Source organism: Sphingobacterium sp. NPDC055431 (assembly GCF_053644255.1).
This window is the reverse complement of the sequence record NZ_JBSHLH010000001.1, coordinates 410,045-435,785: the sequence shown is the minus strand read 5'-3', so window position 1 is coordinate 435,785 and position 25,741 is coordinate 410,045. Positions and strand designations below refer to the sequence as shown.

At 40.7% G+C, this 25,741-nt stretch carries 17 protein-coding genes; 10 read left to right on the top strand and 7 right to left on the bottom strand.

Going from position 1 to position 25,741, the window contains the following annotated elements; genetic code table 11:
* Positions 1 to 414 precede the first annotated feature (414 nt).
* The 5 genes from ACWIB3_RS01840 (at position 415) to ACWIB3_RS01820 (ending at position 7,475) form a co-directional block, all read left to right on the top strand.
* A complete protein-coding gene (locus ACWIB3_RS01840) occupies positions 415 to 3,840 on the top strand; it encodes a response regulator (protein WP_454290733.1) in 3,426 nt (1,141 codons plus the stop codon).
* On the top strand, positions 3,828 to 4,661 hold the full coding sequence (locus tag ACWIB3_RS01835) for a CheR family methyltransferase (RefSeq protein WP_185215955.1): 834 nt from the start codon (positions 3,828 to 3,830) through the stop codon (positions 4,659 to 4,661). The genes ACWIB3_RS01840 and ACWIB3_RS01835 overlap by 13 nt, the downstream gene beginning before the upstream one ends.
* Positions 4,662 to 4,663: 2 nt before the next feature.
* Positions 4,664 to 5,233 carry a chemotaxis protein CheB gene (locus ACWIB3_RS01830; protein WP_185211191.1) on the top strand — a complete coding sequence of 190 codons (570 nt, stop codon included), beginning with the start codon at positions 4,664 to 4,666 and terminating at the stop codon, positions 5,231 to 5,233.
* Positions 5,234 to 5,241: 8 nt separating this feature from the next.
* Positions 5,242 to 6,867, top strand: coding sequence for a response regulator (locus tag ACWIB3_RS01825; RefSeq protein WP_185211193.1), 1,626 nt, complete (start codon positions 5,242 to 5,244; stop codon positions 6,865 to 6,867).
* 62 nt (positions 6,868 to 6,929) lie between these two features.
* Complete coding sequence (locus ACWIB3_RS01820; RefSeq protein ID WP_185211195.1) at positions 6,930 to 7,475, top strand: plastocyanin/azurin family copper-binding protein; 546 nt, start codon at positions 6,930 to 6,932, stop codon at positions 7,473 to 7,475.
* A gap of 283 nt (positions 7,476 to 7,758) precedes the next feature.
* On the opposite strand, the gene ACWIB3_RS01815 is transcribed toward ACWIB3_RS01820, so the two are convergent.
* Entirely contained in the window at positions 7,759 to 8,043 is a 285-nt protein-coding gene (locus tag ACWIB3_RS01815) for a GIY-YIG nuclease family protein (protein ID WP_254526464.1), read from the bottom strand.
* A gap of 776 nt (positions 8,044 to 8,819) precedes the next feature.
* On the opposite strand from ACWIB3_RS01815, the gene lpdA (ACWIB3_RS01810) reads away from it, so the two are divergent.
* Positions 8,820 to 10,226, top strand: coding sequence for a dihydrolipoyl dehydrogenase (gene lpdA / locus ACWIB3_RS01810; RefSeq protein ID WP_185211197.1), 1,407 nt, complete (start codon positions 8,820 to 8,822; stop codon positions 10,224 to 10,226).
* A 255-nt stretch (positions 10,227 to 10,481) separates the two neighbouring features.
* On the top strand, positions 10,482 to 10,889 hold the full coding sequence (locus ACWIB3_RS01805; protein ID WP_454290732.1) for an acyl-CoA thioesterase: 408 nt from the start codon (positions 10,482 to 10,484) through the stop codon (positions 10,887 to 10,889).
* On the opposite strand, the gene ACWIB3_RS01800 is transcribed toward ACWIB3_RS01805, so the two are convergent.
* On the bottom strand, positions 10,886 to 11,182 hold the full coding sequence (locus tag ACWIB3_RS01800) for a DUF3817 domain-containing protein (protein ID WP_185211199.1): 297 nt from the start codon (positions 11,180 to 11,182) through the stop codon (positions 10,886 to 10,888). The genes ACWIB3_RS01805 and ACWIB3_RS01800 overlap by 4 nt on opposite strands.
* 190 nt (positions 11,183 to 11,372) lie before the next feature.
* On the opposite strand from ACWIB3_RS01800, the gene lpdA (ACWIB3_RS01795) reads away from it, so the two are divergent.
* Both lpdA (ACWIB3_RS01795) and ACWIB3_RS01790 read left to right on the top strand, forming a co-directional pair.
* Positions 11,373 to 12,761, top strand: a complete 1,389-nt coding sequence (gene lpdA / locus ACWIB3_RS01795; protein WP_185211201.1) for a dihydrolipoyl dehydrogenase — start codon at positions 11,373 to 11,375, stop codon at positions 12,759 to 12,761.
* A gap of 275 nt (positions 12,762 to 13,036) precedes the next feature.
* Entirely contained in the window at positions 13,037 to 13,531 is a 495-nt protein-coding gene (locus ACWIB3_RS01790) for a YdcF family protein (protein ID WP_185211203.1), read from the top strand.
* 4 nt (positions 13,532 to 13,535) lie between these two features.
* Here the strand turns inward: ACWIB3_RS01790 and ACWIB3_RS01785 are convergent, their stop codons facing one another.
* Entirely contained in the window at positions 13,536 to 14,576 is a 1,041-nt protein-coding gene (locus ACWIB3_RS01785; protein WP_454290731.1) for a DUF2157 domain-containing protein, read from the bottom strand.
* A gap of 128 nt (positions 14,577 to 14,704) precedes the next feature.
* On the opposite strand from ACWIB3_RS01785, the gene uvrA reads away from it, so the two are divergent.
* The gene (gene uvrA / locus ACWIB3_RS01780; protein ID WP_254526468.1) at positions 14,705 to 17,554 is read left to right on the top strand and encodes an excinuclease ABC subunit UvrA; all 2,850 of its coding nucleotides are present in this window, start codon (positions 14,705 to 14,707) and stop codon (positions 17,552 to 17,554) included.
* A gap of 28 nt (positions 17,555 to 17,582) precedes the next feature.
* Here the strand turns inward: uvrA and ACWIB3_RS01775 are convergent, their stop codons facing one another.
* Genes ACWIB3_RS01775 through ACWIB3_RS01760 form a run of 4 tightly spaced genes read right to left on the bottom strand, consistent with a single transcriptional unit; the run spans position 17,583 to position 25,738 of the window.
* Positions 17,583 to 20,285: a M14 family metallopeptidase gene (locus ACWIB3_RS01775; RefSeq protein WP_454290730.1), complete on the bottom strand. Its 2,703-nt coding sequence runs from the start codon at positions 20,283 to 20,285 to the stop codon at positions 17,583 to 17,585.
* A complete protein-coding gene (locus ACWIB3_RS01770) occupies positions 20,278 to 22,707 on the bottom strand; it encodes an alpha/beta hydrolase family protein (protein WP_454290729.1) in 2,430 nt (809 codons plus the stop codon). Before ACWIB3_RS01770 ends, ACWIB3_RS01775 begins: the two co-directional genes overlap by 8 nt.
* On the bottom strand, positions 22,685 to 24,238 hold the full coding sequence (locus ACWIB3_RS01765; RefSeq protein WP_214648380.1) for a S10 family peptidase: 1,554 nt from the start codon (positions 24,236 to 24,238) through the stop codon (positions 22,685 to 22,687). Before ACWIB3_RS01765 ends, ACWIB3_RS01770 begins: the two co-directional genes overlap by 23 nt.
* A 12-nt stretch (positions 24,239 to 24,250) precedes the next feature.
* On the bottom strand, positions 24,251 to 25,738 hold the full coding sequence (locus tag ACWIB3_RS01760) for a RagB/SusD family nutrient uptake outer membrane protein (protein ID WP_454290728.1): 1,488 nt from the start codon (positions 25,736 to 25,738) through the stop codon (positions 24,251 to 24,253).
* Positions 25,739 to 25,741 lie beyond the last annotated feature (3 nt).

Here is a 25,741-nt window from a genome sequence, read left to right as displayed (position 1 = left end):
AATAAAAAACTATTTTTAAATTTAGGTGTTACACCAAGCAACCGATTGGTAAAAGGAATGATTTCGATATTTTTTAATACAGAATTCATTCTTAAAACGCTAATTATTAATTTTTTATACCGACAAAATTAAAATTTAAATCATTAATTTAGATTTTATTATTTCGACAATTTTATAGAATTGGACCAAGTAAATTATGGAAAAACAAGTGTTACTAAGTATAAAACAGATATATGGTGCTAATGATTCTTATTTAGTTCATTACCTTTGTCATAATTTTCTAAAAACTAACGCGATTTAATCACTTCTCTTGATTGTGGTTTCAAGTTTTAATTAGAAGAACATTATTTACATCTCTGTGCTGGATAATGAAATTTATACTTATGAAATTTAAAGTTAACATTCTATTCTAACATGAATAAGTTTAGTCAATTAAAGTGGCAATTTATAGTCAGCATTATTGTCGCTAATCTAATCATAATATTCTCCTATTGGTATTTCCTGAACAAACAACGCGAGTATTCAGAGACCATTAACGGTTATATAGAACTGGCGCAAAAACAATTCTACAACATCCAAGAATGGGAACTTGATATCCAGAAACTCTCCAAATACAAGAACCTGGAAAAAAGTGCAGATCCCCTGACAGTGGAACAACTAGAAGATGAAATCCATGGCTTGATTTTACAGATCGAACGTCCAAATGAGCTGTACCAGACTCCACCAAAGTCTGTGGAACATATTAAAGCTATAACGGCTTCCATTAGTGCTAACGAACACGATTTCAACACCGAGTCAACCGACGAAATCTTTAAGTCCCTAGCCAATGAACAAACGATAATAAATCAGGCTAGAAATTCCTTCACAAATGATGTGATTGAAGCCAGGAAAAAGCTTACTGATAAAAAATCCAAAGAACTTGCTAGCACAAGGGTGTATACCGCCGTTTTTGGTATCCTATCCCTATTAGGTATATTCTTTGCTTTCATCCAAACGCTGCGTATTCTTGAATACCTGCGAAGAAATACAAGAAAGGAAAAGGAATTAAACCACAACTTGACCAAAACCTCTGAAGAACTGGAAAGTGTCAATTGGGTGCTTACCAATTCCTCCAAACTCCATAATAACATCTCAGGCGTTTCTACGGAATCTGAAATTGCCAAAACTTCACTGAATGTGATCTCAGAAGTGACCAATTCTTTTGCTGGGGCATTTTATGTCCGAAAGATCGACTCCTATGAATTCAGGATACGTGACTCAAAAGGCCTAGACCCAAAAGATAAAATTGAGATCTTCCGTCATGGCGAAGGGATTTTGGGATCGGTCGTAGAATCTAAAAAACCGCAGATTCTATCCTCGATTGACGTCAGCAATAGCAAGATAAAAACCGGGGTAATCAAATCCATTGAAGCCGACGTGATTTTATTCCCAGTGGTATATGAAGATTATTGCATCGCTCTGATAGAGATCATCGGATCCTTTCCAGATTCCAAGAAAGAAAACATCATCAGCTACCTAACCCGAACTAGCCGTTCTATAGGTTCAGCTTTACATAGCCGTCAAAGCCATGCCTTAGTTGAAGGCCTGCTTGAAGAAACCCAAAGACAAACGGAAGAATTAGAAGCTCAACAGGAAGAATTGAGAATAACCAATGAAGAACTGGTTTATAAGACCAATCTACTGGAAGCTTCCGAAGAAGAGCTTCGGGTACAGCAGGAAGAACTTTCTCAAGCCAATAAAGAGCTTAACGAAAAAGCTGCGGAGCTTGAAAAGCGCAATAACGACCTTAATCATGCCCATACTGTCGTAGAACAGAAAATCACGGAAGTAGAGCAGGCAAGTAAATATAAATCCGAGTTTATGGCCAATATGAGCCACGAACTAAGGACTCCACTCAATAGTATCTTGATCCTTGCCAAGTTGTTACAGGACAACAAACATAGCAACCTAAGTGAAGAACAGGTCAAATATGCCTCCGTAATTCATAATGCAGGTTCGGACCTACTGCAATTGATCAATGAACTCTTAGACCTAGCGAAAATTGAATCCGGAAAAGTAGAGATCCACAAGGACAGCATCAATAGCAAACATTTTGCTGCCAATCTTGAATCCCTATTTAAAGAGGTGGCAAAAGAAAAGTCTATCCGATTTAACATCGATATTAAAAAGGCGCCGGAACAATTTATTTCCGATGAATACCGCTTGGAACAAGTATTAAAGAACTTCCTTTCCAATGCATTCAAATTCACCGATCAAAATGGAGAGATCAATCTGCAGATCATCAAACAATCTGGAAACTTACACTTTGCGGTTTCCGATAATGGAAAAGGGATCTCAGAAGACAAACAAGCTTTGATATTCGAAGCTTTCCGTCAGGAAGATGGCTCTACAAGCCGCAAATATGGTGGAACAGGTCTGGGCTTGTCGATTTCGAAGGAGATTTCCTCTTTATTAGGCGGTCGCATTACCTTGGAAAGTGAATCTGGAAAAGGAAGTAAATTCACCTTGATCATTCCATTTACGGAATATAAAGACGCAGCTCCTGCGAAAGAAGCAGCCATAAAAACAACTCCGCCAGCAATTAAGGAAACAGCAGCAGCAAAACCAGCAGCTGTCGTAGAACCTGGACCAATTGCAGAGGTCGTAAGAGAGAAGAAATCTATCCTGATCATTGAAGACGATGTTAATTTTGCGGATATCCTGAAGGAATTTGCTCTAGAATTTGGCTTCAATGTCTTAAATGCCTATGATGGTGTTGCAGGTATCCAGATGGCCAAGGAAAATATTCCTGATGCTATTATTCTGGATGTGATGCTTCCATTGGCTGATGGCTGGGAAGTCCTGAAAACCTTAAAGGCAAACGAGACGACCAAGCATATCCCGATCCACATGATGTCTGCAGCTAATTTCAACAAGAAAGATTTCCTTGAAAGTGGCGCTATAGGCTTTATGGCAAAACCGGTTACTGGAGAAAGCATTGGAGTAGCCTTTGAAAACATTAAACTCAACATCAATAAGGACCTTAAAAAGATCCTATTGATCGAAGATCAGGAATTCCAAAGTGACCTGATCAAAAAGGCTTTTGCTGAACAGAACATCAATGTAATCCAAGCCTTCACGGTAGAATCAGGATTGAAAAAACTTGAACAGGAAAAGAATCTAGACTGTATCATCTTGGACGTGAAACTGCCTGATGGTAGCGGTCTTGAGATGTTGGATGTCATCAAATCGAATCCAAAATTTGAGAAACTTCCGGTCATCATCAATACAGCATATGATTTGAGCTCTGAGCAGACCGAAAGAATCATGCGCCATACACAATCTATGGTATTAAAATCAAGTAAATCCAACAATAGATTGATCGATGAGGTAAACCTTTTCTTAAACAAGCTATCTGCTCCGGCATATAATCCGATCAAGCATCCAGAGAAGATTGGTCCTAAAGAAAATTATGGAACAAGCACATTGGATCATAAAACGGTGCTAATAGCAGATGACGATATGCGAAATGTATTTGCATTGACCTCATCGCTACAGCAATATAACATGCAGATTGAGATTGCCAACAACGGCCTGGAAGCTTTAAACATCATTAACGATGAGCAAAAGGAAGTGGACATCGTCCTGATGGATATCATGATGCCAGAGATGGATGGTTATGAGGCCATCCAAGAAATCAGGAAAAACAAGAAATTTAAAGACCTGCCTATTATCGCCGTTACGGCGAAGGCAATGAAGGGAGATCGGGAAAAATCCATTGAATTGGGAGCAAACGATTATGTGAGCAAACCCATCGACCTTGATAAATTAGTATCATTAATGCAAGTATGGCTGAGTTAAGAGATTCCAATGAATTGAGTTTTTCAGAAGTAGAAGAAATTGTCTTTCTATTGAAGAATGTGTCAGATTTTGATCTGTCCGGATATACTCGCTCTTCATTGAAACGCAGAATCCAACGTATCATGAACCTGGAGGACATGGATATGGTGGATTTAAAGAATGCATTGGTCAACGTTGAGGGATTCCAGCAATATTTCATACAGGAAGTCACGGTAAATGTGACTGAAATGTTTCGGGACCCTGGATTCTTCAACAAACTCAACAAGGATATCATCCCTTACTTACAGACTTTCCCAAGGATAAAAATATGGAGTGCAGGTTGTTCAACCGGTGAAGAGGTTTATTCCCTGGCCATTCTGTTAAAGGAAAACAATCTAAGTGACCGTGCTTTTATTTATGGAACGGACATCAACAGTAAAGTGCTCGAAGTTGCCAAAAAAGGGATCTATCCCATCAATAAATTCAAGGAATATTCTGACAACTTCAATGCATACAACTCAACAGAAAGTCTTTCCAACTATTATACGGCAAGATATGATGCAGCGATCATTAACCATGACCTGAGGCAAAACATCCTGTTCTCAACCCATAACCTGGCAACCGATCAAGTCTTTAATGAGTTCCAATTAATAACGTGCAGAAATGTGCTGATTTACTTTGATCTCAAACTTCAGGAACATGTCATCAACCTGTTTTACCAATCCTTGGCACTGTTTGGATTTTTATGCCTAGGTACAAAAGAGACTTTAATGAGGCATGAGATCATGGATAATTTTAAGGTCATCGACAAGGAGTACAACATCTATCAAAAAATAAAATAGAAATGGAAAACCTGGCAAAACATATCATAGTAATTGGTGGCTCTGCAGGCGCTTATGAATTGATCGTGGAGATCCTCGATCATCTGCCCAGCAAATTTGCCGATGCTATTGTCATTGTATTGCATAGAAATTCGAAATACGAAACTAAAATCGAAACGAGTTTATCTAAAAGATTGAACCGGAATGTTATTTCGGTACGTGATAAACTGCCTATTTTGGAAAACCATATTTATTTCGCTCCCCCGGGCTACCATACACTGGTAGAACCAGATTATATATTTTCCTTGGACATTTCAGACCCCGTACAGTTTTCAAGACCTTCTATCGATGTGTTTTTCGACTCTGTAGCGGCTGTTTACAACAAGGATGCGACTGCTTTTCTTCTTTCAGGAGCCAACAACGATGGATCATCCGGCCTGAAGGCCATGGTTGATCAAGGTGCAGCATGTTATGTCCAAGACCCCAAAGAAGCCATTATTGACACCATGCCCTTGGCTGGAACACAGGTCTCTAAAAAAGTGCAAGTCATTTCAAATCAACATATCGTAGATTATTTCAGTCAATTAAAGTAATGTCACCTATGAAAACGATCAATATTCTGATATTGGATGATAAGGAAGAAAACATCATCAGTCTGCATGCGCTGCTTCAGGAAGTTGACCATGTCAACATCGTGAGCTCTACAGACCCTAATGAAGCCCTGAAAATCTGTTGGAAGGATGATATCTCAATTGCCCTGGTCGATGTACAGATGCCAGAAATAAATGGATTCGAATTCGTATCCCTTTTAAAATCTAACCCCAAGACTAGCCATATCATGGCAATCATGGTCACCGCTATTTCTAAGGAAGACAAATACCTATTGAAAGGTTTGGAAAGCGGCGCAGTAGATTATTTATATAAACCGCTGAACCCAGAGATTACCATAGCAAAGGTTAAGTCATTCGTTCAACAGATCTTGATCCAACAAGAACTTATCCAAAAGAATAAGGAATTGGAGGAATCCAAGATTGAACTGCTCAAAACACGTGAAGAGGCAATTCAAGCCAGAAAATCCAAAGAGATATTCCTGGCCAATATGAGCCATGAAATCCGGACTCCCATTAATGGGATTATGGGGATCATGCACATGTTCAAGAGTTCGGAACTCACCGTTGAACAAAAAGATTGGTTAAAAAGGCTGGACAATGCTTCTCATTCCCTATTGCTTATCATCAATGACATCCTCGATCTGTCTAAGATCGATTCAGGGATGTTAAAGATTGAATTTGAGGATTTCAGTCTCACCAAAATGATCGAGGATATCAATAGGATATTCAAGATCAAGGCAACCCATAAGAACCTGAAATTCCATATCGAAGTGGACGAAGATGTCCCTCAATACATACATTACGATTCATTGAGGTTGCAACAGATCATCAGCAACTTTGTATCGAACAGTCTTAAGTTCACCGAAAAAGGCTCCATACAGCTTTCTGTAAAGGTTGTCAATAAAGATTACGAACGCTTTAGGCTTAAGTTTTCCGTTAAAGACTCTGGTATCGGCATCCGTGAAGATTCCGTCGACAAGATCTTTATGGCCTTTGAACAGGCTGATGATGGTATCACCAAAAAATTCGGCGGAACGGGTTTAGGATTAGCGATCGTGAAGCGGTTAGCAAAGCTTTTGAACGGCGATGTGGGAGCCAAAAGTATTTATGGGGAAGGTTCTGAATTCTATTTTGAAGGTTGGTTTGAAGAATCAGCCCAAAGTGAGGTCGAGAAGGAAAAAGAAGTACCGACCTACAACAGTTTTCCAAAATTTGAAGAGATGAAAGTTCTGGTGGCTGAAGACAATGAGCTCAACTCTTTTATGCTGGCCCATATGTTACGGAGCTGGAACTGTGCTGTGGATATCGTTAAGAACGGTAGACTAGCCCTTGAAAAAGTAGAGAACGAGCAGTACGACCTAATCTTAATGGATACGCACATGCCAATCATGAGTGGATTTGAGGCCATCAAGGAAATCAAAAACCATATAATCCCTGAAAAACATGGCATACCGATCATTACCATTTCAGCATCGGTTTTAGAACATGAACAAGCAGCTGCATTCCAAGCCGGAGCCGACGGTGTTATTGGAAAACCTTTCGACCCAATAGAATTATATCAGAAAATAATACAGGTCACCAACAAAAATAAAAACCCAAAATTGACTTCACAATGATTTAATCCTCGTTTAAATCAATAATTTATGTTAAATTCGTATAAAATTTATTAAAAATAGCTATGAAGAAATTATTTATTATTCCAGCGCTAGTTTTAGCAATTGGAATTACTTCTTGTGGCAATAACGCTGAGAAGAAAGAAGAAGGCGCTTCAACCGAAACCACTACAACTGAACCTGAAGCTACTGAAACTGCATCTACTACAACTGTAGAAGGTATTGAGAATGTAACATTGTCAAACCAATGGACAGTTGAAGCTAATGATCAAATGCAATTCAATACTACATTAATCCGTGTTAAAGCTGGTGAACCAGTAGAATTGACTTTGAAAAACGTAGGTTCTATGCCTGTTGAATCAATGGGACACAACTTGGTTGTATTGAAACCAGGTGTTGATGTTGCTACTTTCGGTGGTGAAGCTACGGCTGCAGCGGATAACGAGTATATCCCTAAATCAGCTCTTTCTTCAATTGTTGCACACACGAAATTATTAGGTCCAGGTCAAGAAGACAAAATCACGTTTACATTGGAAAAAGGAGTTTATCCTTACCTATGTAGCTTCCCTGGTCACTTTGGAATTATGCATGGTCAAATCGTTGCTGAATAATCAAAGTAAAAGAACATATATAAAAGGCTCCAAATTGGAGCCTTTTATATTTTTATCCCCCTGTATTCAGCTCTGAGCGAATAGCGAGAAATCTGTACGCTTTTCCACTCCCTGTCGCTGTCATCCTTTTGCGAAGCAAAGAGGAACTGTACGCAAATACTCACCTTTGTCACCCAAAAACCATCCATTACTCCAGCATACGAACAGTTCCTTAACCTTCGGTCAAGGACGACATTCTTTTTTTTATGGCTACAGATTCCTCGCTCAGAATCAGAATCCTGCTCTAAATTGTGTCATTTAAAAATTTCCATTCTTTGTTTTGAGTGTTAATTAATTCCTCTTTTCGTTTTCTTGACCATCCCTTAATTTCCTTCTCTCGAGTTATTGCGTCCAAAACATGAGAAAAGGTCTCAAAATAAATTAGAAAATACACTTTATACCTGTTGGTAAAGGAATTTTGAGATAGGGTTGGTGATTTGTGATAAGTTAATCGAACTTTTAAATCATTAGTTACACCTACATAAAGGACAGTTCGATTGGAATTTGTTAGAATATAAACGTAATACACTATATATTAATTTTTTTACAAATAAGCATTTTACTATTAAGCCTTCGTTCCAACCATGTAAAGTTTATGTTTTTTATTGAATTTCAATAAATTTCATTCTGAGCGAATAGCGAGAAATCTGTACGTTTTTCCACTCGCTATCGCTGTCATCCTTTTGCGAAGCAAAGAGGAACTGTACACCATTACTTACCTTCTCCACCCAAAACCCAACCTTTGCTCCAGCATACGAACAGTTCCTCGCCTCTCCCTGTCGCTGTCATCCTTTTGCGAAGCAAAGAGGAACTGTACACCAATACTCACCTTCTCCATCCAAAACCCAACAATTGCTTCAGCATACGAACAGTTCCTCGCCTCTCCATGTCACTGTCATCCTTTTGCGAAGCAAAGAGGAACTGTACGCCAATACTTACCTTCTTCTTCCAAAAACCATCCATTACTCCAGCATACGAACAGTACCTCGCTCCTCAAAATCGCTGTCATCCTTTTGCGAAGCAAACAGGAACTGTTCTCCAATACTTACCTTTTTCTTCCAAAACCATCCATTACTCCAGCATACGAACAGTTCCTTAACCTTCGGTCAAGGACGACATTCAATTTTTTTAAAGACAACATATTCCTCGCTTCATGCTCAGAATCAGAATCCATCAGTGTAACCTTGCTTTCCTTTTGTAATCTCTCCGTCTAATTACAAAATACACCCAATTTTTAATCCTATTAATCTTCGCTTAATATGCATTTAAATAGTAAATTTGCCTCGTAAACAAAGAAAAATCTCTATGCAATACGACGTAATCGTAATCGGAAGTGGTCCAGGTGGTTATGTTGCCGCTATCCGTTGTGCTCAATTAGGCTTAAAAACTGCCGTAATTGAAAAATACAGCACATTTGGAGGAACCTGTCTTAATGTTGGATGTATCCCATCCAAAGCATTGTTGGATTCATCAGAACATTACCACAATGCTGCTCACAATTTTGAACAACACGGCATTAGCTTAAGTAACCTGAAAGTCGACATGAAAAAAATGATCGACAGAAAGAACAGTGTTATTGACCAAAATACTGCTGGTATTACCTTCTTATTCAAGAAAAACAAAATTGACAGCTTCCAAGGCGTAGGTTCATTCGTTGACAAAAACACCATTAAAGTGACTGCTGCAGATGGTAAAGTAGAAGAGTTAAGCGCGAAAAACGTAATTATCGCTTCGGGCTCCAAACCTTCAGCATTACCTTTCCTTCCTGTTGACAAAAAACGTATCATTACTTCGACTGAAGCATTAAACCTTACTGAAGTCCCTAAACACTTAATCGTTATCGGTGGCGGTGTTATCGGATTGGAGCTGGGTTCTGTATATGCCCGTTTAGGCGCTAAAGTATCCGTTGTTGAATATGCCAAATCTATCATCCCTACCATGGATGCCGGACTAGGCAAAGAATTACAACGTGTACTGAAGAAAAATCTAGGCGTAGAATTCTTTATGAGCCACAAGGTTACCGGTGCAACAGTAAAAGGTAAGAACGTAACGGTTACAGCGGAAGATGCTAAAGGCCAAGCGGTAGAATTACAAGGCGATTACTGTATCGTAGCGGTTGGTAGAACAGCGTATACAGAAGGTCTAGGCCTTGAAAATATCGGCATCAAAACTGAAGAAAGAGGAAATAAAGTTCCTGTAAACGAGCATTTGGAAACATCAGTTGCTGGTGTATATGCCATCGGTGATGTGATCAAAGGTGCTATGCTGGCTCACAAAGCTGAAGATGAAGGTATCTATGTTGCTGAACGTATTGCTGGTCAAAAACCACATATCGACTACAACTTGATCCCTGGAGTAGTTTATACATGGCCTGAGGTTGCGTCTGTAGGTAAAACTGAAGAACAACTGAAAGAAGAAGGCAAGAAATATAAAGCTGGAAGTTTCTCATTCAAAGCGTCTGGACGTGCGAAAGCATCAGGTGACACAGATGGTTTCATCAAAGTATTGGCTGATGCCGAAACAGATGAGATCCTAGGTGTACACATGATCGGACCACGTGCTGCTGATATGATTGCAGAGGCTGTTGTTGCAATGGAATACCGTGCATCTGCTGAAGATATCGGTAGAATCTGCCACGCTCATCCTACCTTCACGGAAGCATTTAAAGAAGCTGCTCTAGCAGCAACTGCAAATAGAGCGATCCATGCTTAAAATCAAAAATATTATTTCTAGAGGCTATCTTTTCAGGTAGCCTCTTTTTTTGTCCCTGAATCTAGTGGAGTTATTGGTCTTATTCGAATCAATCCCCAATAATATACTCCCAATCAACTGTTTGCGAAACGGATTTTTCAGTCAGTTGACAGGTCCCTAAACTTGGCATTCCCTTAAAAATTTGAGCGAAGGACACCTTGAATCTTTCGAGTAAATTCAGAAAGTGAATAAACTTTTTTTTTAGATATTTGTATTATGAACTTTTATACTCGTAAATGGGTCAAACCCGAGGACCTAAACCCTAATGGATCCTTATTCGGAGGAACTCTATTGCGCTGGATAGATGAAGAAGCGGTAATCTACGCCATCGTCCAACTCGGGAATCCACATGTAGTCACTAAATACATTTCTGAAATCAACTTTGTCAGTTCGGCCAAGCAAGGGGATATCATTGAGCTCGGAATCGAGGCCATCAATTTTGGAAGGACCTCGTTAACGATGCGCTGCGTGGTCCGCAATAAAATAACAAGGATGGTGATTCTTTCGATCGACAAGTTGGTATTTGTCAACCTAGATTCGGAAGGAACTCCAACCCCACATGGCAAAACGGAAATTACCTACGCCTATATGGGGATCGAGTCTGATATCAAGAAAAGGGATTAAGCAGCTTTTTGAGCTGTAATCTCTCTTTTAAGATCTTTTTCTACCCAAAAGGAAACGATTGGGATCAAGCTAAGGAAGAAATATTTGACTACACGGCCAATTTTCCAGTTATAGGTTTGCCAGCAGGCAATCAACAGGATAACAAAAAGTACAACGAGGAAACCATGGATTGATCCGGCAACACGCACGGCTTCTGGAATTCCTCCAAAATACTTCAATGGCATAGCAACAAAAAACAACAAAACGGTAGAGATTGCCTCCCAAAGGGCAACTTGCTGAAATATTCTTAACATATAAATTACTATTAGTCAGCGCAAAGAAAAGGAAATCCTTTAGGGAAAAGAAATCGAGGAAAAGGATTGACCTCGATATGACATATACCGCGTAAAAATCAGTCCATAGGGGAAAAGATATGTCCTGACTAAATAAAAAATGTGTATTTTTGAAGAATTGTATTTGCAAACATAACGACAATTAATATTTATGAATTACGACATTATTGTTATCGGTAGTGGTCCAGGTGGATACGTAGCCGCCATCAGAGCAGCTCAATTGGGATTCAAAACTGCCATTATCGAACGTGACGCATTAGGTGGAATTTGCCTTAACTGGGGCTGTATTCCTACCAAGGCACTATTGAAAAGTGCACAAGTATTCGAATATTTAAATCATGCTGCTGATTATGGAATCAAAGTGAACGGTGGTGAAGCCGACTTTGAAGCCATCGTAAAAAGAAGTCGTGGTGTAGCAGATGGCATGAGCAAAGGGATCCAGTTCTTGATGAAAAAGAACAAGATCGATGTGATCATGGGAACTGCAAAAATTAAAAAAGCTGGTAAGATCGAAGTGAAAGCTGCAGATGGTTCTACCAAAGAATATACAGCTAAACACACGATCCTTGCAACTGGTGCTCGCTCCAGAGAATTACCTAACCTACCTCAAGACGGAAAGAAAATTATCGGTTACCGCCAAGCAATGAACTTACCTAAACAACCTAAATCTATGGTTGTCGTAGGTTCTGGAGCTATCGGTGTCGAATTTGCATATTTCTACAACGCAATCGGTACGAAAGTGACTATCGTTGAATTTATGGACCGTATCGTGCCTGTAGAAGATGAAGAAATCTCTAAACAATTAGAGAAATCCTTGAAGAAAGCTGGTATCAATATCCTTACGAAATCAGAAGTTCAATCAGTAGACACTAAAGGTGATCTATGCAAAGTATCCATCAAAACAGAAAAAGGTACTGAAACCTTAGAGGCTGAAGTGGTTCTTTCTGCTGTGGGTATTACGCCTAACATCGAAAACCTAGGCCTTGAAGAAGTTGGTGTAAAAACAGATAAAGGACGTGTCCTTGTTGATGACTTCTACAAAACGAATATCGACGGTGTATATGCAATCGGTGATATCGTGAAAGGTCAAGCTCTAGCGCACGTGGCATCTGCTGAAGGTATCACCTGTGTGGAAAAAATCAAAGGTTTACATGTTGACCCTATCGATTACAACAACATTCCTGGATGTACTTACTGTTCACCAGAAGTTGCGTCCGTAGGATTCACTGAAAAAGCTGCTAAAGATGCTGGTTATGAAATCAAAGTGGGTAAATTCCCATTCTCCGCTTCTGGAAAGGCTTCTGCCGCAGGTGCAAAAGATGGTTTCGTAAAAGTAATCTTCGATGCTAAATATGGTGAATTCTTAGGTGCTCACTTAATTGGTGCTAACGTAACTGAAATGATCGCTGAAGTGGTTGTAGCTCGTAAATTAGAGTCTACTGGCCATGAGATCATTAAATCGGTTCACCCTCACCCAACCATGAGTGAAGCTATTATGGAAGCTGTTGCTGATGCGTACGGTGAAGTAATCCACTTATAAGATTTTAAAAATAATAACTCCTGATGGAGTTGAAAGAGGTCGGAACAAAATTCCGACCTCTTTTTTTCTGTAACCTCATATTTAAGACCAATTTGTCCTTTTTTAATATTTTTCGTAAATTACCGTGGATACATCAATTCCAGTTGTTATAAATTTTTATTATAATTAGAATGTAAAACTAGATTGGTTAATATTTTAAATTCCAAGAAATAATTATTAAACCTTACTTTATTTATATCCTTTTTTATAGTTTTGGGTAATTAATTCATTTGTTCATGAAAACAATAATCATGGTGTTGGGCGCGCCTAATGACGAGTACGGACACCTTTCGGCTATAGCACTCGATAGGCTATATAGAGCATATGATTTAGCCATCAATAACGAATCCGCTTTGATCTTATGTACGGGTGGCCAAGGCGACCACTTTAATATTACGGACAAACCACATACGTATTATGCTCAAAATTTCTTGAGCCTCAAAGGCATTAATCCCGACCGTTTTCTGCCCGGGATCCCTTCAAAGAACACTATTGAAGATTTTTCCCTTTCACAAAAGACAATCGAAGAAATAAAACCAGACTTATTGATCATTATCACCTCTGAATTTCATATGGAAAGGGTACAGCTTATTTCTGAGACCTTGATTCCATCGATCAATAAATTCTTTGTTTCTGTTGCTTCTTCCCTCATGGATTCTGAGTTGAAACCTTTGATCGAACATGAGAAAATTGCAGTGAATTTCTTAAAGGAAAATGGGGTAAAGTATTAATACCTCATTCCTTTTTCTTCCAGATACTTTCGGCCCAACGGCCAACAAACCAAAAGGAAACCGCCAATAACAAAAAGAATATCGTTCTATTGATATTATCCCACAGATACTCCACAAACCGGGTATACAGGTTCAGGATAAAGAATACGAAACCAATATCACGCGAGATATGGTCCTTGGTTTTCATGCCATAGGTGGCCAAGCCCAGGGAAATGGCAATCCCTAAAAGCCCCCAGTAAAAAATCTCATATTGCCTGACACTGGACCATTTGTCGAAATCACTATAGTTGCCAAATATGGAAAGCAACCAAAGGGCGATCATGGTGTAGAGCAGACCAACCACAAAGGAAGTGGACCCGAATACGGCCAATGGCTTTATTTTAGGCTGTAGCAATACAGCAAAAGCAGTTAGAATAATCCCAAAAATGGTAAACCTTAAGGGGTAATTCATCCCCCAGAACTTAAATCCCCAATTGCTATGGTACGCTGTTTCCGTTGCAAACCAAATCCCGAGGGCCACTAAGGTAAAAACCCAAAGCAATTTTGAGGTAAGCTTGACTGAAAGGATTCCGTAAATAATGATGGAAAGGAGGAATAGCAGGGTGAAATGGTTTTCATTCCGGTCCAGGACCTGCCCTAAAAATCCGATGCTAGCTGCTGTAGAGAATGCGCCAGCAAGCATCAAGGTCTCATTTGAAAAGTTCTTTTCTGGGTTTTTCGACTTATTCCGAAAACCTAGGATATAGAACAAAACAGCCAATCCTGCAAAACCTAAACAGAATATTACATTCGGGGTCTCGTAAAATTTCTCCACCAAGTCGGATAGATAACCATCGGAAAACAAGGAAACCACGGAGAATATCAATGAGGCCAAGGCTATCCAAAAGGCATACCTAGCCAACATCCCCCATTCAAAGCCTTTATCATCTAAATTTCCCTTTAATTCCTCAGACTTTTCCTGCGATAGCAACTGCTCCTTTTCCCAATGCTCCAATGCCTGTTCAATGATTTCGCGCTCCGATTTATTTACGTCTAGTTTTTTCAAGTTGATGTGCTTTGTAGTTTAAAGGTAATACTTTTCAATAATCCTGCCTAATAGTAGATTAGGGTTGAGCAAATAAAAATCCTTAGCTAAAAATCTGTAACTTTGCATTTTGCTAAAAGGAGAGATTAATGGCCGTAAAAAAAGCAGTAGACCTTGGGGATCAAAGCGAATTAGAAGTATTTGGTGCCCGCGTACACAACCTTAAAAACATCGATGTATCATTTCCAAGAAACCAACTTGTCGTTATCACGGGATTAAGTGGCAGCGGTAAATCTTCGTTGGCTTTTGACACGATCTATGCCGAAGGACAAAGACGGTATATGGAGACTTTCTCTGCCTACAGCCGCCAATTTTTGGGAGGAATGGAAAGACCGGACGTAGACAAAATCTCTGGCCTGAGTCCCGTTATTTCGATTGAACAAAAAACCACTTCCAAAAACCCAAGATCGACCGTAGGAACCATAACAGAAATATATGACTTCCTGAGATTGCTATATGCAAGGATCGGGGAAGCCTACTCTTATGTGACCGGCAAAAAGATGGAACGCATGTCTGATGACGAAATCACAGACCGTATCCTCAATGAATTCAATGGTGAAGGCATCTATGTACTAGCCCCTGTGGTGAAGGGCCGTAAAGGTCATTACCGCGAACTTTTTGAACAAATCAGGAAACAGGGCTATACCAAGGTACGTGTGGATGGAGAAATATTGGATATAGCTCCTAAAATGCAGGTCGACCGTTATAAAATCCATGATATCGAGATTGTCGTGGATCGGATCATTGTGGAGAAGGAATCAAGGAAAAGACTCTTTACCTCCATTGGCCAAGCCTTAAAAACTGCCAAAGGGATCATCAAGATTGCCAATAAAGAAAATAAGGAGCAATTTTTCAGTCGATATTTAATGGATGCGGAATCTGGGATTTCCTATGATGAACCGCAACCTAACACTTTTTCCTTTAACTCCCCTTATGGAGCCTGTCCTAAATGTGATGGTTTGGGATATATCTATGAAATCGACAAAAAGATCGTTATCCCTGATAGAAGCCAAAGCATACAAAAAGGCGGAATAATCCCATTGGGACCGGTAAAAGACTCCTGGAACTTTGCGGTACTGAAAGCAGTGGCCAAGAAATATGATTTTTCTTTAACGACCCCTATCGACAAGCTATCCGAGGAACTGATCGACAACCTTCTTTTTGGAGAAGAGGAACCGATAAGCTTAACGGTTTCCTACGGTTCTTATGGAGCCAGGGAATATAAGGTACAATTCGCCGGCATCTTCAAGATGTTGGAGGAAATGAGCGCAAAATACAGCGATGACGCACAGGGCTTGGATGAATTCCGTACACAGGTTGTTTGTCCAGAATGCCATGGAGCGCGCTTGAAAAAAGAATCGCTACATATCAAAGTTGCTGATAAGAACATTTCGGAATTGGCAGAAATGGATATTGTAGCCTTGAATGAATGGTTTGATGCTGTTGAAGACAGGCTTTCGGAAAGACAGAACATCATTGCCACGGAAATCATCAAGGAAATCAAGACCAGGATTGGATTCCTGTTGGATGTAGGCCTAAATTACCTGACCTTAAACCGCAGCTCCAAAAGCTTATCCGGTGGAGAGGCACAACGTATCCGCCTTGCCACACAGATCGGTTCACAATTGGTCAATGTACTTTATATCTTGGATGAGCCGAGTATCGGTCTGCACCAACGTGATAATGAACGCTTGATCAATGCTCTTAAAAATCTTCGCGATATCGGTAACTCCATTTTGGTCGTGGAGCATGACAAGGACATGATACTACATTCGGATTATGTCATCGATATGGGACCGGCTGCGGGAGTTCACGGAGGGAAAGTCGTGGCCCAAGGTACCCCGAAACAATTGATGAAGGAAAATACCTTAACGACGGATTATCTGAATGGTACCCGAGAAATCAAGATACCTGATGAAAGAAGAAAAGGAAACGGCCATACACTTACTTTAAAGGGCGCCACAGGCCACAACTTAAAGAATGTGAGCATAGATATCCCTTTAGGAGAATTGGTGCTTGTAACGGGCGTATCGGGCTCTGGCAAGTCTAGTTTGATCACCAACACCCTATACCCAATCTTGAACCACCATTTCTTTAGGGCAAAAGCTAAACCGCTACCTTACACAAAAATCGAAGGCTTGGAAAACATCGATAAGGTGATTGAAATCGATCAGTCTCCAATCGGGAGGACGCCAAGGTCAAACCCTTCCACTTATACCGGTGTATTCTCCGATATCCGTGCTTTATATGTACAGTTACCAGAAGCGAAGATCAGGGGTTACAAACCTGGACGCTTTTCCTTCAACGTGAAGGGCGGAAGATGTGAAACCTGTCAAGGTGCAGGGATGAAGATCATTGAGATGAACTTTTTGCCTGATGTTCAGGTTCCCTGTGAAACCTGTAACGGAAAGCGCTATAACCGAGAGACTTTAGAGGTCAGATATCGTGGAAAATCCATTTCAGATGTACTGGACATGAGCATCGATGAAGCGGTAACCTTCTTCGAAAATATCCCCTCCATCTATCGGAAAATAAAGACCCTACAGGATGTAGGTCTAGGCTATATTACCTTGGGACAATCATCGACAACCCTTTCTGGTGGCGAGGCCCAAAGGGTAAAATTGGCAACGGAACTTTCTAAAAAAGATACCGGAAAGACCTTCTATATATTGGATGAACCAACGACAGGGCTACATTTCGAGGACGTCAATGTATTGCTGGGAGTAATCAATCGCTTGGTTGACCGAGGTAATACGGTTCTGATCATTGAGCATAACCTAGATGTCATCAAAGCGGCCGATTGGGTCATTGATATGGGGCCTGAAGGTGGTAAAAACGGTGGAAAAGTCCTTTTCCAAGGTACACCGGAGGAATTGATCAAACAGAAAAACTCTGAAACAGGAAGATTCCTGAAAATAGAGATGAACTACAATAAATAATAAAAGGGAGCTTTCGCTCCCTTTATTTTTATCGGTATAGTTGATTAAATAACATTTTGAATGTTCCATGGCTTTGTGCCCTGTTCGTGATCTCAGGACCAATGGCCACTAATTTCCCTTTTCCAATCTTGGATACCAATCCAATATTGACATCCTTTAAATATTGCTGTCCATGGGCCCAACCACTCAATAGCGAATGATCAGAGTTAATGGATCCTAATGAATACAGATTGTCCGAATTCTGGAACTTAAAGACCGGACTGTTATTGAACACAATGTTCAGGTCTTTATCCAATCCGTAGTTCTCAGGCTTACTGATATCCGCTTCAGCTTTTAAAATACTCGTAGGAACATAAAACTTCACACTGGACAACTTCACTTTCTTGCCATCCTTGCCCATTTCCATCAATGGATTTTCAACCGGAAGGTTAAAATGGTAAACAAGTTCTGAGGAAGAACCAATAGTTACGATCTGTCCTCCATTTTCTACGAAGGATTTAAGCACAGGGATGGACTTGGCAGCTGTTACTGAACCCAACATGTGTTTATATTGATCCGGAACGATGCTTGCGTCTACCGAACGGCCTGAAGCATTGGAACCAAACGCCGGAATACCCTGACCTACGAACAACAGCACATCATAATCTTTAATGCTACTGTTGTCAATATCTTGTGGGTAGAATAATTTGTAGTCAAATCCATATTGCTCCAACATCCATCTTACCCAACCTGAAGGCATGCTACCACCATAATGGTCAAATAAACCGATCTTGATGGCTTCAACTGGTTTCAATTGTTTTGGCTTGCTCGAAACCGCTTTGCTTTCCAAGCCTAAGCTAGCACCAAATTCTTTCACCTTAGCTGCTGCTTTTGCATCTACATAGAAATCTTTTGAATCAAGGTCACGGAATACTTTCACGCCAGCTTTCAATAGTTGGTTGATCGCCAAATAAGCATCATTTGCTTTTCCATTGATCAGATATCCACCTTTTGAAGAGGCAACCTCTCTAGCCAATGGGCTCAACAGAACACCTGTTTCTTTTTTCTGTAAAGGCGCATTAAAATCATCATATACTTTATCGTATTCTACACCCATTTGCATAGCCAAGGTCCAGCCTGCTGCATCATACGGACGGATTGGAGGCCCTCCCTCATATTCCACATCGTGTGGGTGATCTTGAGGTTCGAACATATCCAATACCTGCGGCCTGAAGGCTTGATTAGTTTTGACAACGATGGAACCCTTTGGATAGTTCTTTCCATTCACACTAAAGTCAGCGTTCGCTTGATAAACATATACTCCGGATTTGATCAAGGTATTCACAAATTTAACGGCAGTTCCGAAATCTTCTTGATCGGCCGATAATATGAAAGCCCTTGGGTCGCGTTTAGACTTATCAGCGAAAATAGCATCATAATAGCTTTTAGGGATGGTTTTTGAACGGTAGAAAGTATTGCTTTCTTCTTTCTTCACCTTACCTGCCGCTACATCTGCATCATAGGTTTTCTCAATGGACTCGGCATATTTAGGGTATTTTGTCCAGTAATCCTCATTCCCTCGGTCAATGGAGTTTTTACCCATCTTGTAGATATTGTACAATAATTTATCGCCATTACGCGCAGCATAATCTAGGATGGCGAAGTTCATCGAGACGGAATAGTCAATTGATTTCTTGAAATTCCACTTTTGAGGTGCAATAGGGAAAGGCAAGCCATTTCTAGGGATCTGCCTTTCTGCTACCAATGGAATCTCTGAAGGGGTTGGATGTCCTGTAATTTCGGTCAAGATACCGATCATGTTATGGAAATATGGAGCAGTTCTCAATCCTCCATTCCACCAAGTAGAAAATCCAGATTGATCCATGCGGACATAGCCAGGTTTATCTTCTTCATTAAGGCGGTTGATCATTGCAAATCCAACACCATCAATTCCGGTCACCAATAATGGATCGAATACATGGTTGAATGGATCACGATATGGCGGACCAGCGACAATAGTGCCATCTGGAGAGGTTTGGTGATGGTTATAGATGATCTGCGGCAACCAATCTACATAGACTACCTTGGCCAGGTTACTCGCTTCCTTCATGTTGAACATAAAGAAATCACGGTTGTTATCATGACCTACATATTTTTGGTACAAGGTAGGAATGGACATGTTACGCTTTTCTTTGTCATCGTATTGCATATACCAATCTGCCAATAGATCCTGACCGTCTGGATTGACATGCCACATCAGGACCACCACTTTATCCAAGTAATTGTTGATTTCAGCATCATTCCGGTTGGTCAACTGATAGAAGGTTTCAATTAATTGATGCGATCCAACCATCTCATTGGAGTGCATACCTCCATCAATCCATACCACAGGTTTTCCTGCCAGGGAAAGCTCCTTCGCTTCGGCTTCAGTGATTCCTTCGGCACGACCTAAGGTTTGGGATATCTTACGGTATTTTTCAATGTTCTTCAGGTTCTCAGGAGAAGAGATAATGATCAGGTGTTGTCTCCTGCCCTCTTCTGTTAGTCCCCCGTCCTGTATGAGTACTCTGTTGGATTCTTTGGCAACTTTTAAAAAATAGCTTTCCATCTGTTTGTAGTTGGCAAGCATATAGTCATCACCGATATTGAATCCAAAATGTGTTTTCGGATTGGTAACCTGTTGCGCCGTTCCATAGTTGAACTGCCCAATCAATAAGGCTACCAGAATCGATTTTATGGTATTCTTAATCATTTTTTGTTGTTTTTTTTACATATTTCTCTAGCCATTGATGTTGTTCCCAGAAGGTATGAAGGACTCCTTCCCTACTTCTGTAGCCATGGAACTCCTTAGGCAACATCACCAAACGCACGATTCCACCATGCCCTTTAATCGCTGCATAAAGACGCTCGCTCTGTATAGGGAATGTCCCTGAGTTCTCATCGTCCATACCATGTGTCATCAATAATGGTCTCTTGATCTGTGGTGCATAGGTAAATGGCGACATGGCATCATAAGTGTCTTTGGCTTGCCAATAGGTCCTTGCCTCGCCTTGGAATCCAAATGGAGTCAAAGTTCTATTATAGGCTCCACTTCTGGCAATACCAGCGGCAAACAAATCAGTATGTGCCAATAAATTGGCCGTCATAAAGGCTCCGTAAGAGTGGCCACCAACTCCAATTCTGTTGCGGTCAGCCACACCTAGACCTACAATATGCTCTATCAATGCACTTGCATTATCCTTGATCTGCTCAACAAAGGTGTCGTTAGGTTCAGAAGTCCCTTCACCAACGATTGGCATATCAGCTTGATCCACGACTGCGTATCCTTGGGTCACCCAGTAAACCGGAGATCGGAAGGCCAAGCGTGGGAACCTATTTGGTGATCCTTTTACCTGTCCCGCAGCCTCTTTGGTCTTAAATTCACGCGGGTATGCCCATACCAAAACAGGTAATGGAGCATCGCCTTTTTTGAAATCCGCCGGCACATATAGCGTTCCTGAAAGGTTCAATCCGTCTTTTCTTGGGTAAGACAATAAGGTTTTCTGAACATTTGCAATACTTGGGTATGGATCTGCAAAATTGGTAATCTTCGTTTCCTTCTTGTTCTTGATATTTACCGAATAGACATTCGGAGCATCTTTTGCAGATTCCCTAGAGACATACAGTACTCCGGTATTGTTGAAGAAAATCGGTTCTTCATAATAGCCACGTTTAGATTTGTATAAGGTATCCTGTTTACCATTCTGAACATTCCATTTCATCAGGAATGGGCGATCTCCTTCTGGAGAAGCTCCTAATCCTTGCGTGAAAACAGAACCTTTGCCATCTGTCAGCAACTGTCCTTTTTCATTTTTTACAAAGCTTCCTGGATCGGTATAGGTATCCTCAGACTTGCGGGTTGAAAGCACTTTAACTACCTGATTGGTCGTCGGGTTGATTAATGTCAATTTTGAGGACCGGTCCTTTCGCCAGTTTTCTGAAACGATAGCCACTCCATCTCCCCATTGAATATCCCTAACGCGATAGGTCCCTGAGAATATCTTATTTGAAGAAGAAAGATCAAATGGCGCTCCGATTTCAAATAATTCATCACGGACCTCGGTCTTCATATTAGGATCGCCTTTATCTAATGCCTTCACATAAACCAAGGAAGCATCCTTATCTTTTCGCCATTCGAAATCTCGAGGGCCTTCCAATACCGCATCAAATGAAATCGGCATTTTATCCGCTAATGGGATGGTATAGATATCTTTTACTTTTGATCCAGTAGAAGAATAAACGGTCACTTCTGCCGGAAACAGATAGATGGGAACCAAGTAAGAATAGGGCTTTACGACCTTTTCTGTCAGGATATATTTCCCATCTGGAGAATAGGAAACAGATTTAAAGATGCCTTTAATGCCAATAGGCTTGGCATTCCCCTGAAGATCGACCTCGATAAGGTCTGAAGTCAGGTAATATTCCATTAGGGTCTCATCGTATCCATTTGCCAATAGGTTCTGATAAGTTCTTGAAGGGGTGATTCCGCCAAGGTTTTCCTGCACTACAGGACCTGTAGGCACAGGATTTTGGACAGGAACAGATCCTCTTGAGCTGTTCACTTGCTGGGCAAGCAAAGCTGTTCCATCTCCATTCCATTGAAAGGTACTTCCGTAGGTGTCATTGACCTTGCTCAACAACTTTTTAGCTGTTTTACTGTTCAGGTCGGCAAGCCATAGTTCCGTATCCTCTAATGATTTATTCAAAAAGGCAAATACACCAGGTTTGGATGACCATTTTACATCGGCAATCTGTAAGTCCTGAGGTAGCCCTTGGATGCTGAACTCTGAGCCATTGCTCAAATCACGAATCTTCAGACCTTTGAATGTCCCCAGATTCTCTGCTACAGTGGTATTACTAATGGGATTGATCCTCAAGCCGGCAACACCTAATACAGGTTGTGAAGCTTGAATGATGGTTTGAAAACCTGGAACTTCCAGTACCAACATGTACCGTCCATCTGGACTGAACTCCTCCATTGGTATCTGTGGGGCATCCACAAGATCAACGATGGATTGAGGAGGTAATTGATACTTGATTGCCTCTTGGGCATGGGTCATGGTTGAACCTGCCAAGAAAGCAATGAAAAATCCTGCTTTCAAATAATTTCGGTTAGTTTTTCTTGTAAAATTCATCTGCATCTTTATTTAGCTGTACCATGCAATCCTTCGGCATGTACACCATGTGACCTGCCTCATAATAGGTAAATGATACTTTCGATTTCTGTTCTGGCCTTAAATTCATATGTTTCATAACATACTCAGCAGCATGATAAGGCGTTGCCAAATCATAATAACCACCAATTACCCAAACCTTTAGGTCAGGATTCTTAGACATGGCTTGCCTCAATAGCTCTGAAGCATTTAAATATTTATTCTGAACATTATTGTAGTTCCATGGGGATACCCCACCGGAAAAATCATAAGGCAGTTCATTCTTGAATTTAAGTTCGGTCCTAATATAATGATTCATTGCCGAAGAAAAGGTACCTGCTGTATTTCCTGCTGGATCAAATTCGAAACGATCGCCCGAATCATCATAGTCTCGACCAATAGCACGGCTATCAAGCCTTCCCACCGTCAATCCTTCATCGCGCCTCAATTCTTTACAGAATTTATGGATGTTGATCCTAAGGTTGGTCTCTTTGATATAGGCTTTGCTCAAACCGGTATACCTAGCCAATTTAGTCGCGATCTGATCATATTCTTGCTCTGTTAAATCAGTTCCTTTATTCAGTGCCAAGATATATTCGTTGTTAGCAAATTTCTCAACTTCATCCAATGTCGCTCTCAGGTTGCTCTGTAAGCTAGGTTCTAATTGTTTATGGTAATAGGCTGTTGCCGTATAGGTAGGCAAAAACAGATGATAAGGCAGGTCATTCCCGATCTCAAACCTTGCCGTCTGCATATTTAATATAGAACTCAACATAATGACTCCATCAAAATACATACTGTATCGGTTCTGTAAATATTGAACAAGACCGGCTGCCCTTGGCGTACCATAACTTTCGCCCATGATATACTTCTTGGAATTCCAGCGTTCATTCTTGGTTACATACAACCTGATGAAGTCGGCTACCGACTGCACATCCTCCACAAAACCATGAAACTGTTTGGGATCTTCCCCTTTTACAGCACGGCTGTAACCTGTAGAGATCGGATCAATGAATACAAGATCCGTCTTATCCAACCAGGTCTCCGGATTATCTCCGTAGCTATATGGATAAACGGCATCTCCAGCTTCCGTCAAATTAGGTCGCTTAGGCCCCATGAATCCCATATTAACCCAAACAGAGGCCGAACCTGGACCTCCATTAAATGCAAAAGTAACCGGCCGGTCTTTCCGGTTGGTTGCAACATACGCGATAAAGAAAACATTCCCTTTGGGATTGCCGTCTTCATCTTTCAACTGTATATAGCCTGACTGGGCTTTATACTCAATACTACCAGACCTCAGTTTGGCTACATGCTTGGTTTCTACCACTTCAGGAATGATGGCTGAATTGTTAGACACTACTGACGTATCAAGTTTCAATGTTTCGATGGCCTTGTTTTTACTGTATTGCGGCCCCCTTGGGATTACGGGCGCTAAACTCTGCGCCCATAGATCTCCAAAGATGAACATGAAAGCTATGAAACTAATCGTCTTAATTTTATAATCATTCATACATTATTTATTTTAGTTATTATCCATTAAATTATTCAATATCAATTCATTACTTGGAATCGGTAGAATATAAGCAGGATCATCAGTCGGCACGGCAGCAATGGCATGCTGTGATTTCGCTGGAATGGTTAATCCCAAACGCATCAAGTCACCATTACGGATTCCTTCACCTAGGAATTCTATCCTACGTTCTTCGATGATTCTATTTAAATATGCGGTTACATTGGCAAATGACCCTGCAGTTAGGGATACCCCTTGATTTGAGCGGCCATATACCGCATTCAATAATGCTAATGAGCGGGCATCTACGGTATTGGAGGATCTAGCCAAAGCCTCCGAAAGGTTCAACAAAACCTCAGAATATCGGATTACTGGAACATAATCGATATAAGGAGATGCTTGATTAAACTTCGTTAACCATGCTTTCCCCGTCTTTGTTCCTGTTTTGGTCAATTTCCTTCGGGCATCAGTACCCAACCATTCCGCTGAAGCATAGATTCCCTCCACTTTATTCAGGGAATATTCACCAGCACCATTACTGGTAGATGTACCGCCGTCACCTGTACCTGGCAAATAATATCTGGACAGGGCACTTCCGGGAGCATCATTATTTGTAAATGGCATTGAAAAAATCGACTCCGAAGAAGTGTAAGGAGACTTAAAGAGATCTTCAAAATTACCTTCCAATTTATTGGCTACCCCAGTTCCTGCACTGAAAGGTGCTGAAGCAGGAACAATCTTATTTGCTTCAGCGATTACCTTGGCATAATCCCTCATGCTCAGGTAAACTCTCGTTTTTAGAGCAATGGCCGTGTTTTTATGAGCTCTGGTAGTATTTAGGAACGCTGAGGTATAATTCGCTGGCAGGTTTTGTTCAGCAAAATCCAAGTCTGCCAATACTTGTTTATAGGTATCTGCAACAGTACTTCGCTCCAAATCATAATTCCCTGGTCCTGTATTTCCTTTCAAACGGAGCGGAAGTCCTGGTTTGCTACCATTGCCATCCCAATATGGCCTTGCATAAAATTGCAAAAGATAATAATAGGTCATGCCGCGGATCAGTCGTGCCTCTGCACGGTAGCTATTTGCTGTGGCAGCATCCAATACCGCATCACCACCATTATCTAAGCCATCCAAGAAAACGTTCAGTTTGTTGATTGTTGCATAGGTCGCCACCCAAATATCATTGACATCGGAGGTTGTGGTCTGGGGTAACATGGAATACATGGTGGCACCCGTAGCAGCATTCATGTTGCTACAGTGAAATTCACCCGTCCTGACATCAGAAATCAATATGTACCAACTCCCTAGGTAGCTTGAAGCCTTCATGCTTGCATACAAGCCATTAACTTGACTCAGAATACGCTCTGGTGTACTAAACGCGGTAACATCGGTGATCAATGTTTTGGGTTGTGGATTCAACCACTCTTCTTTCCTACAACTGCTAAATAATAAGGTCAGTCCAGTTGCACATAATATGATAGATTTACTCGATTTCATTGT

Coding starts and splice junctions, on each gene's coding strand:
- ACWIB3_RS01840 (WP_454290733.1), top strand. CDS start 415: ATGAATAAGTTTAGTCAATTAAAGTGGCAATTTATAGTCAGCATTATT.
- ACWIB3_RS01835 (WP_185215955.1), top strand. CDS start 3,828: ATGGCTGAGTTAAGAGATTCCAATGAATTGAGTTTTTCAGAAGTAGAA.
- ACWIB3_RS01830 (WP_185211191.1), top strand. CDS start 4,664: ATGGAAAACCTGGCAAAACATATCATAGTAATTGGTGGCTCTGCAGGC.
- ACWIB3_RS01825 (WP_185211193.1), top strand. CDS start 5,242: ATGAAAACGATCAATATTCTGATATTGGATGATAAGGAAGAAAACATC.
- ACWIB3_RS01820 (WP_185211195.1), top strand. CDS start 6,930: ATGAAGAAATTATTTATTATTCCAGCGCTAGTTTTAGCAATTGGAATT.
- lpdA (WP_185211197.1), top strand. CDS start 8,820: ATGCAATACGACGTAATCGTAATCGGAAGTGGTCCAGGTGGTTATGTT.
- ACWIB3_RS01805 (WP_454290732.1), top strand. CDS start 10,482: ATGAACTTTTATACTCGTAAATGGGTCAAACCCGAGGACCTAAACCCT.
- ACWIB3_RS01800 (WP_185211199.1), bottom strand. CDS start 11,182: ATGTTAAGAATATTTCAGCAAGTTGCCCTTTGGGAGGCAATCTCTACC.
- lpdA (WP_185211201.1), top strand. CDS start 11,373: ATGAATTACGACATTATTGTTATCGGTAGTGGTCCAGGTGGATACGTA.
- ACWIB3_RS01790 (WP_185211203.1), top strand. CDS start 13,037: ATGAAAACAATAATCATGGTGTTGGGCGCGCCTAATGACGAGTACGGA.
- uvrA (WP_254526468.1), top strand. CDS start 14,705: ATGGCCGTAAAAAAAGCAGTAGACCTTGGGGATCAAAGCGAATTAGAA.
- ACWIB3_RS01775 (WP_454290730.1), bottom strand. CDS start 20,285: ATGATTAAGAATACCATAAAATCGATTCTGGTAGCCTTATTGATTGGG.
- ACWIB3_RS01770 (WP_454290729.1), bottom strand. CDS start 22,707: ATGAATTTTACAAGAAAAACTAACCGAAATTATTTGAAAGCAGGATTT.
- ACWIB3_RS01765 (WP_214648380.1), bottom strand. CDS start 24,238: ATGAATGATTATAAAATTAAGACGATTAGTTTCATAGCTTTCATGTTC.
- ACWIB3_RS01760 (WP_454290728.1), bottom strand. CDS start 25,738: ATGAAATCGAGTAAATCTATCATATTATGTGCAACTGGACTGACCTTA.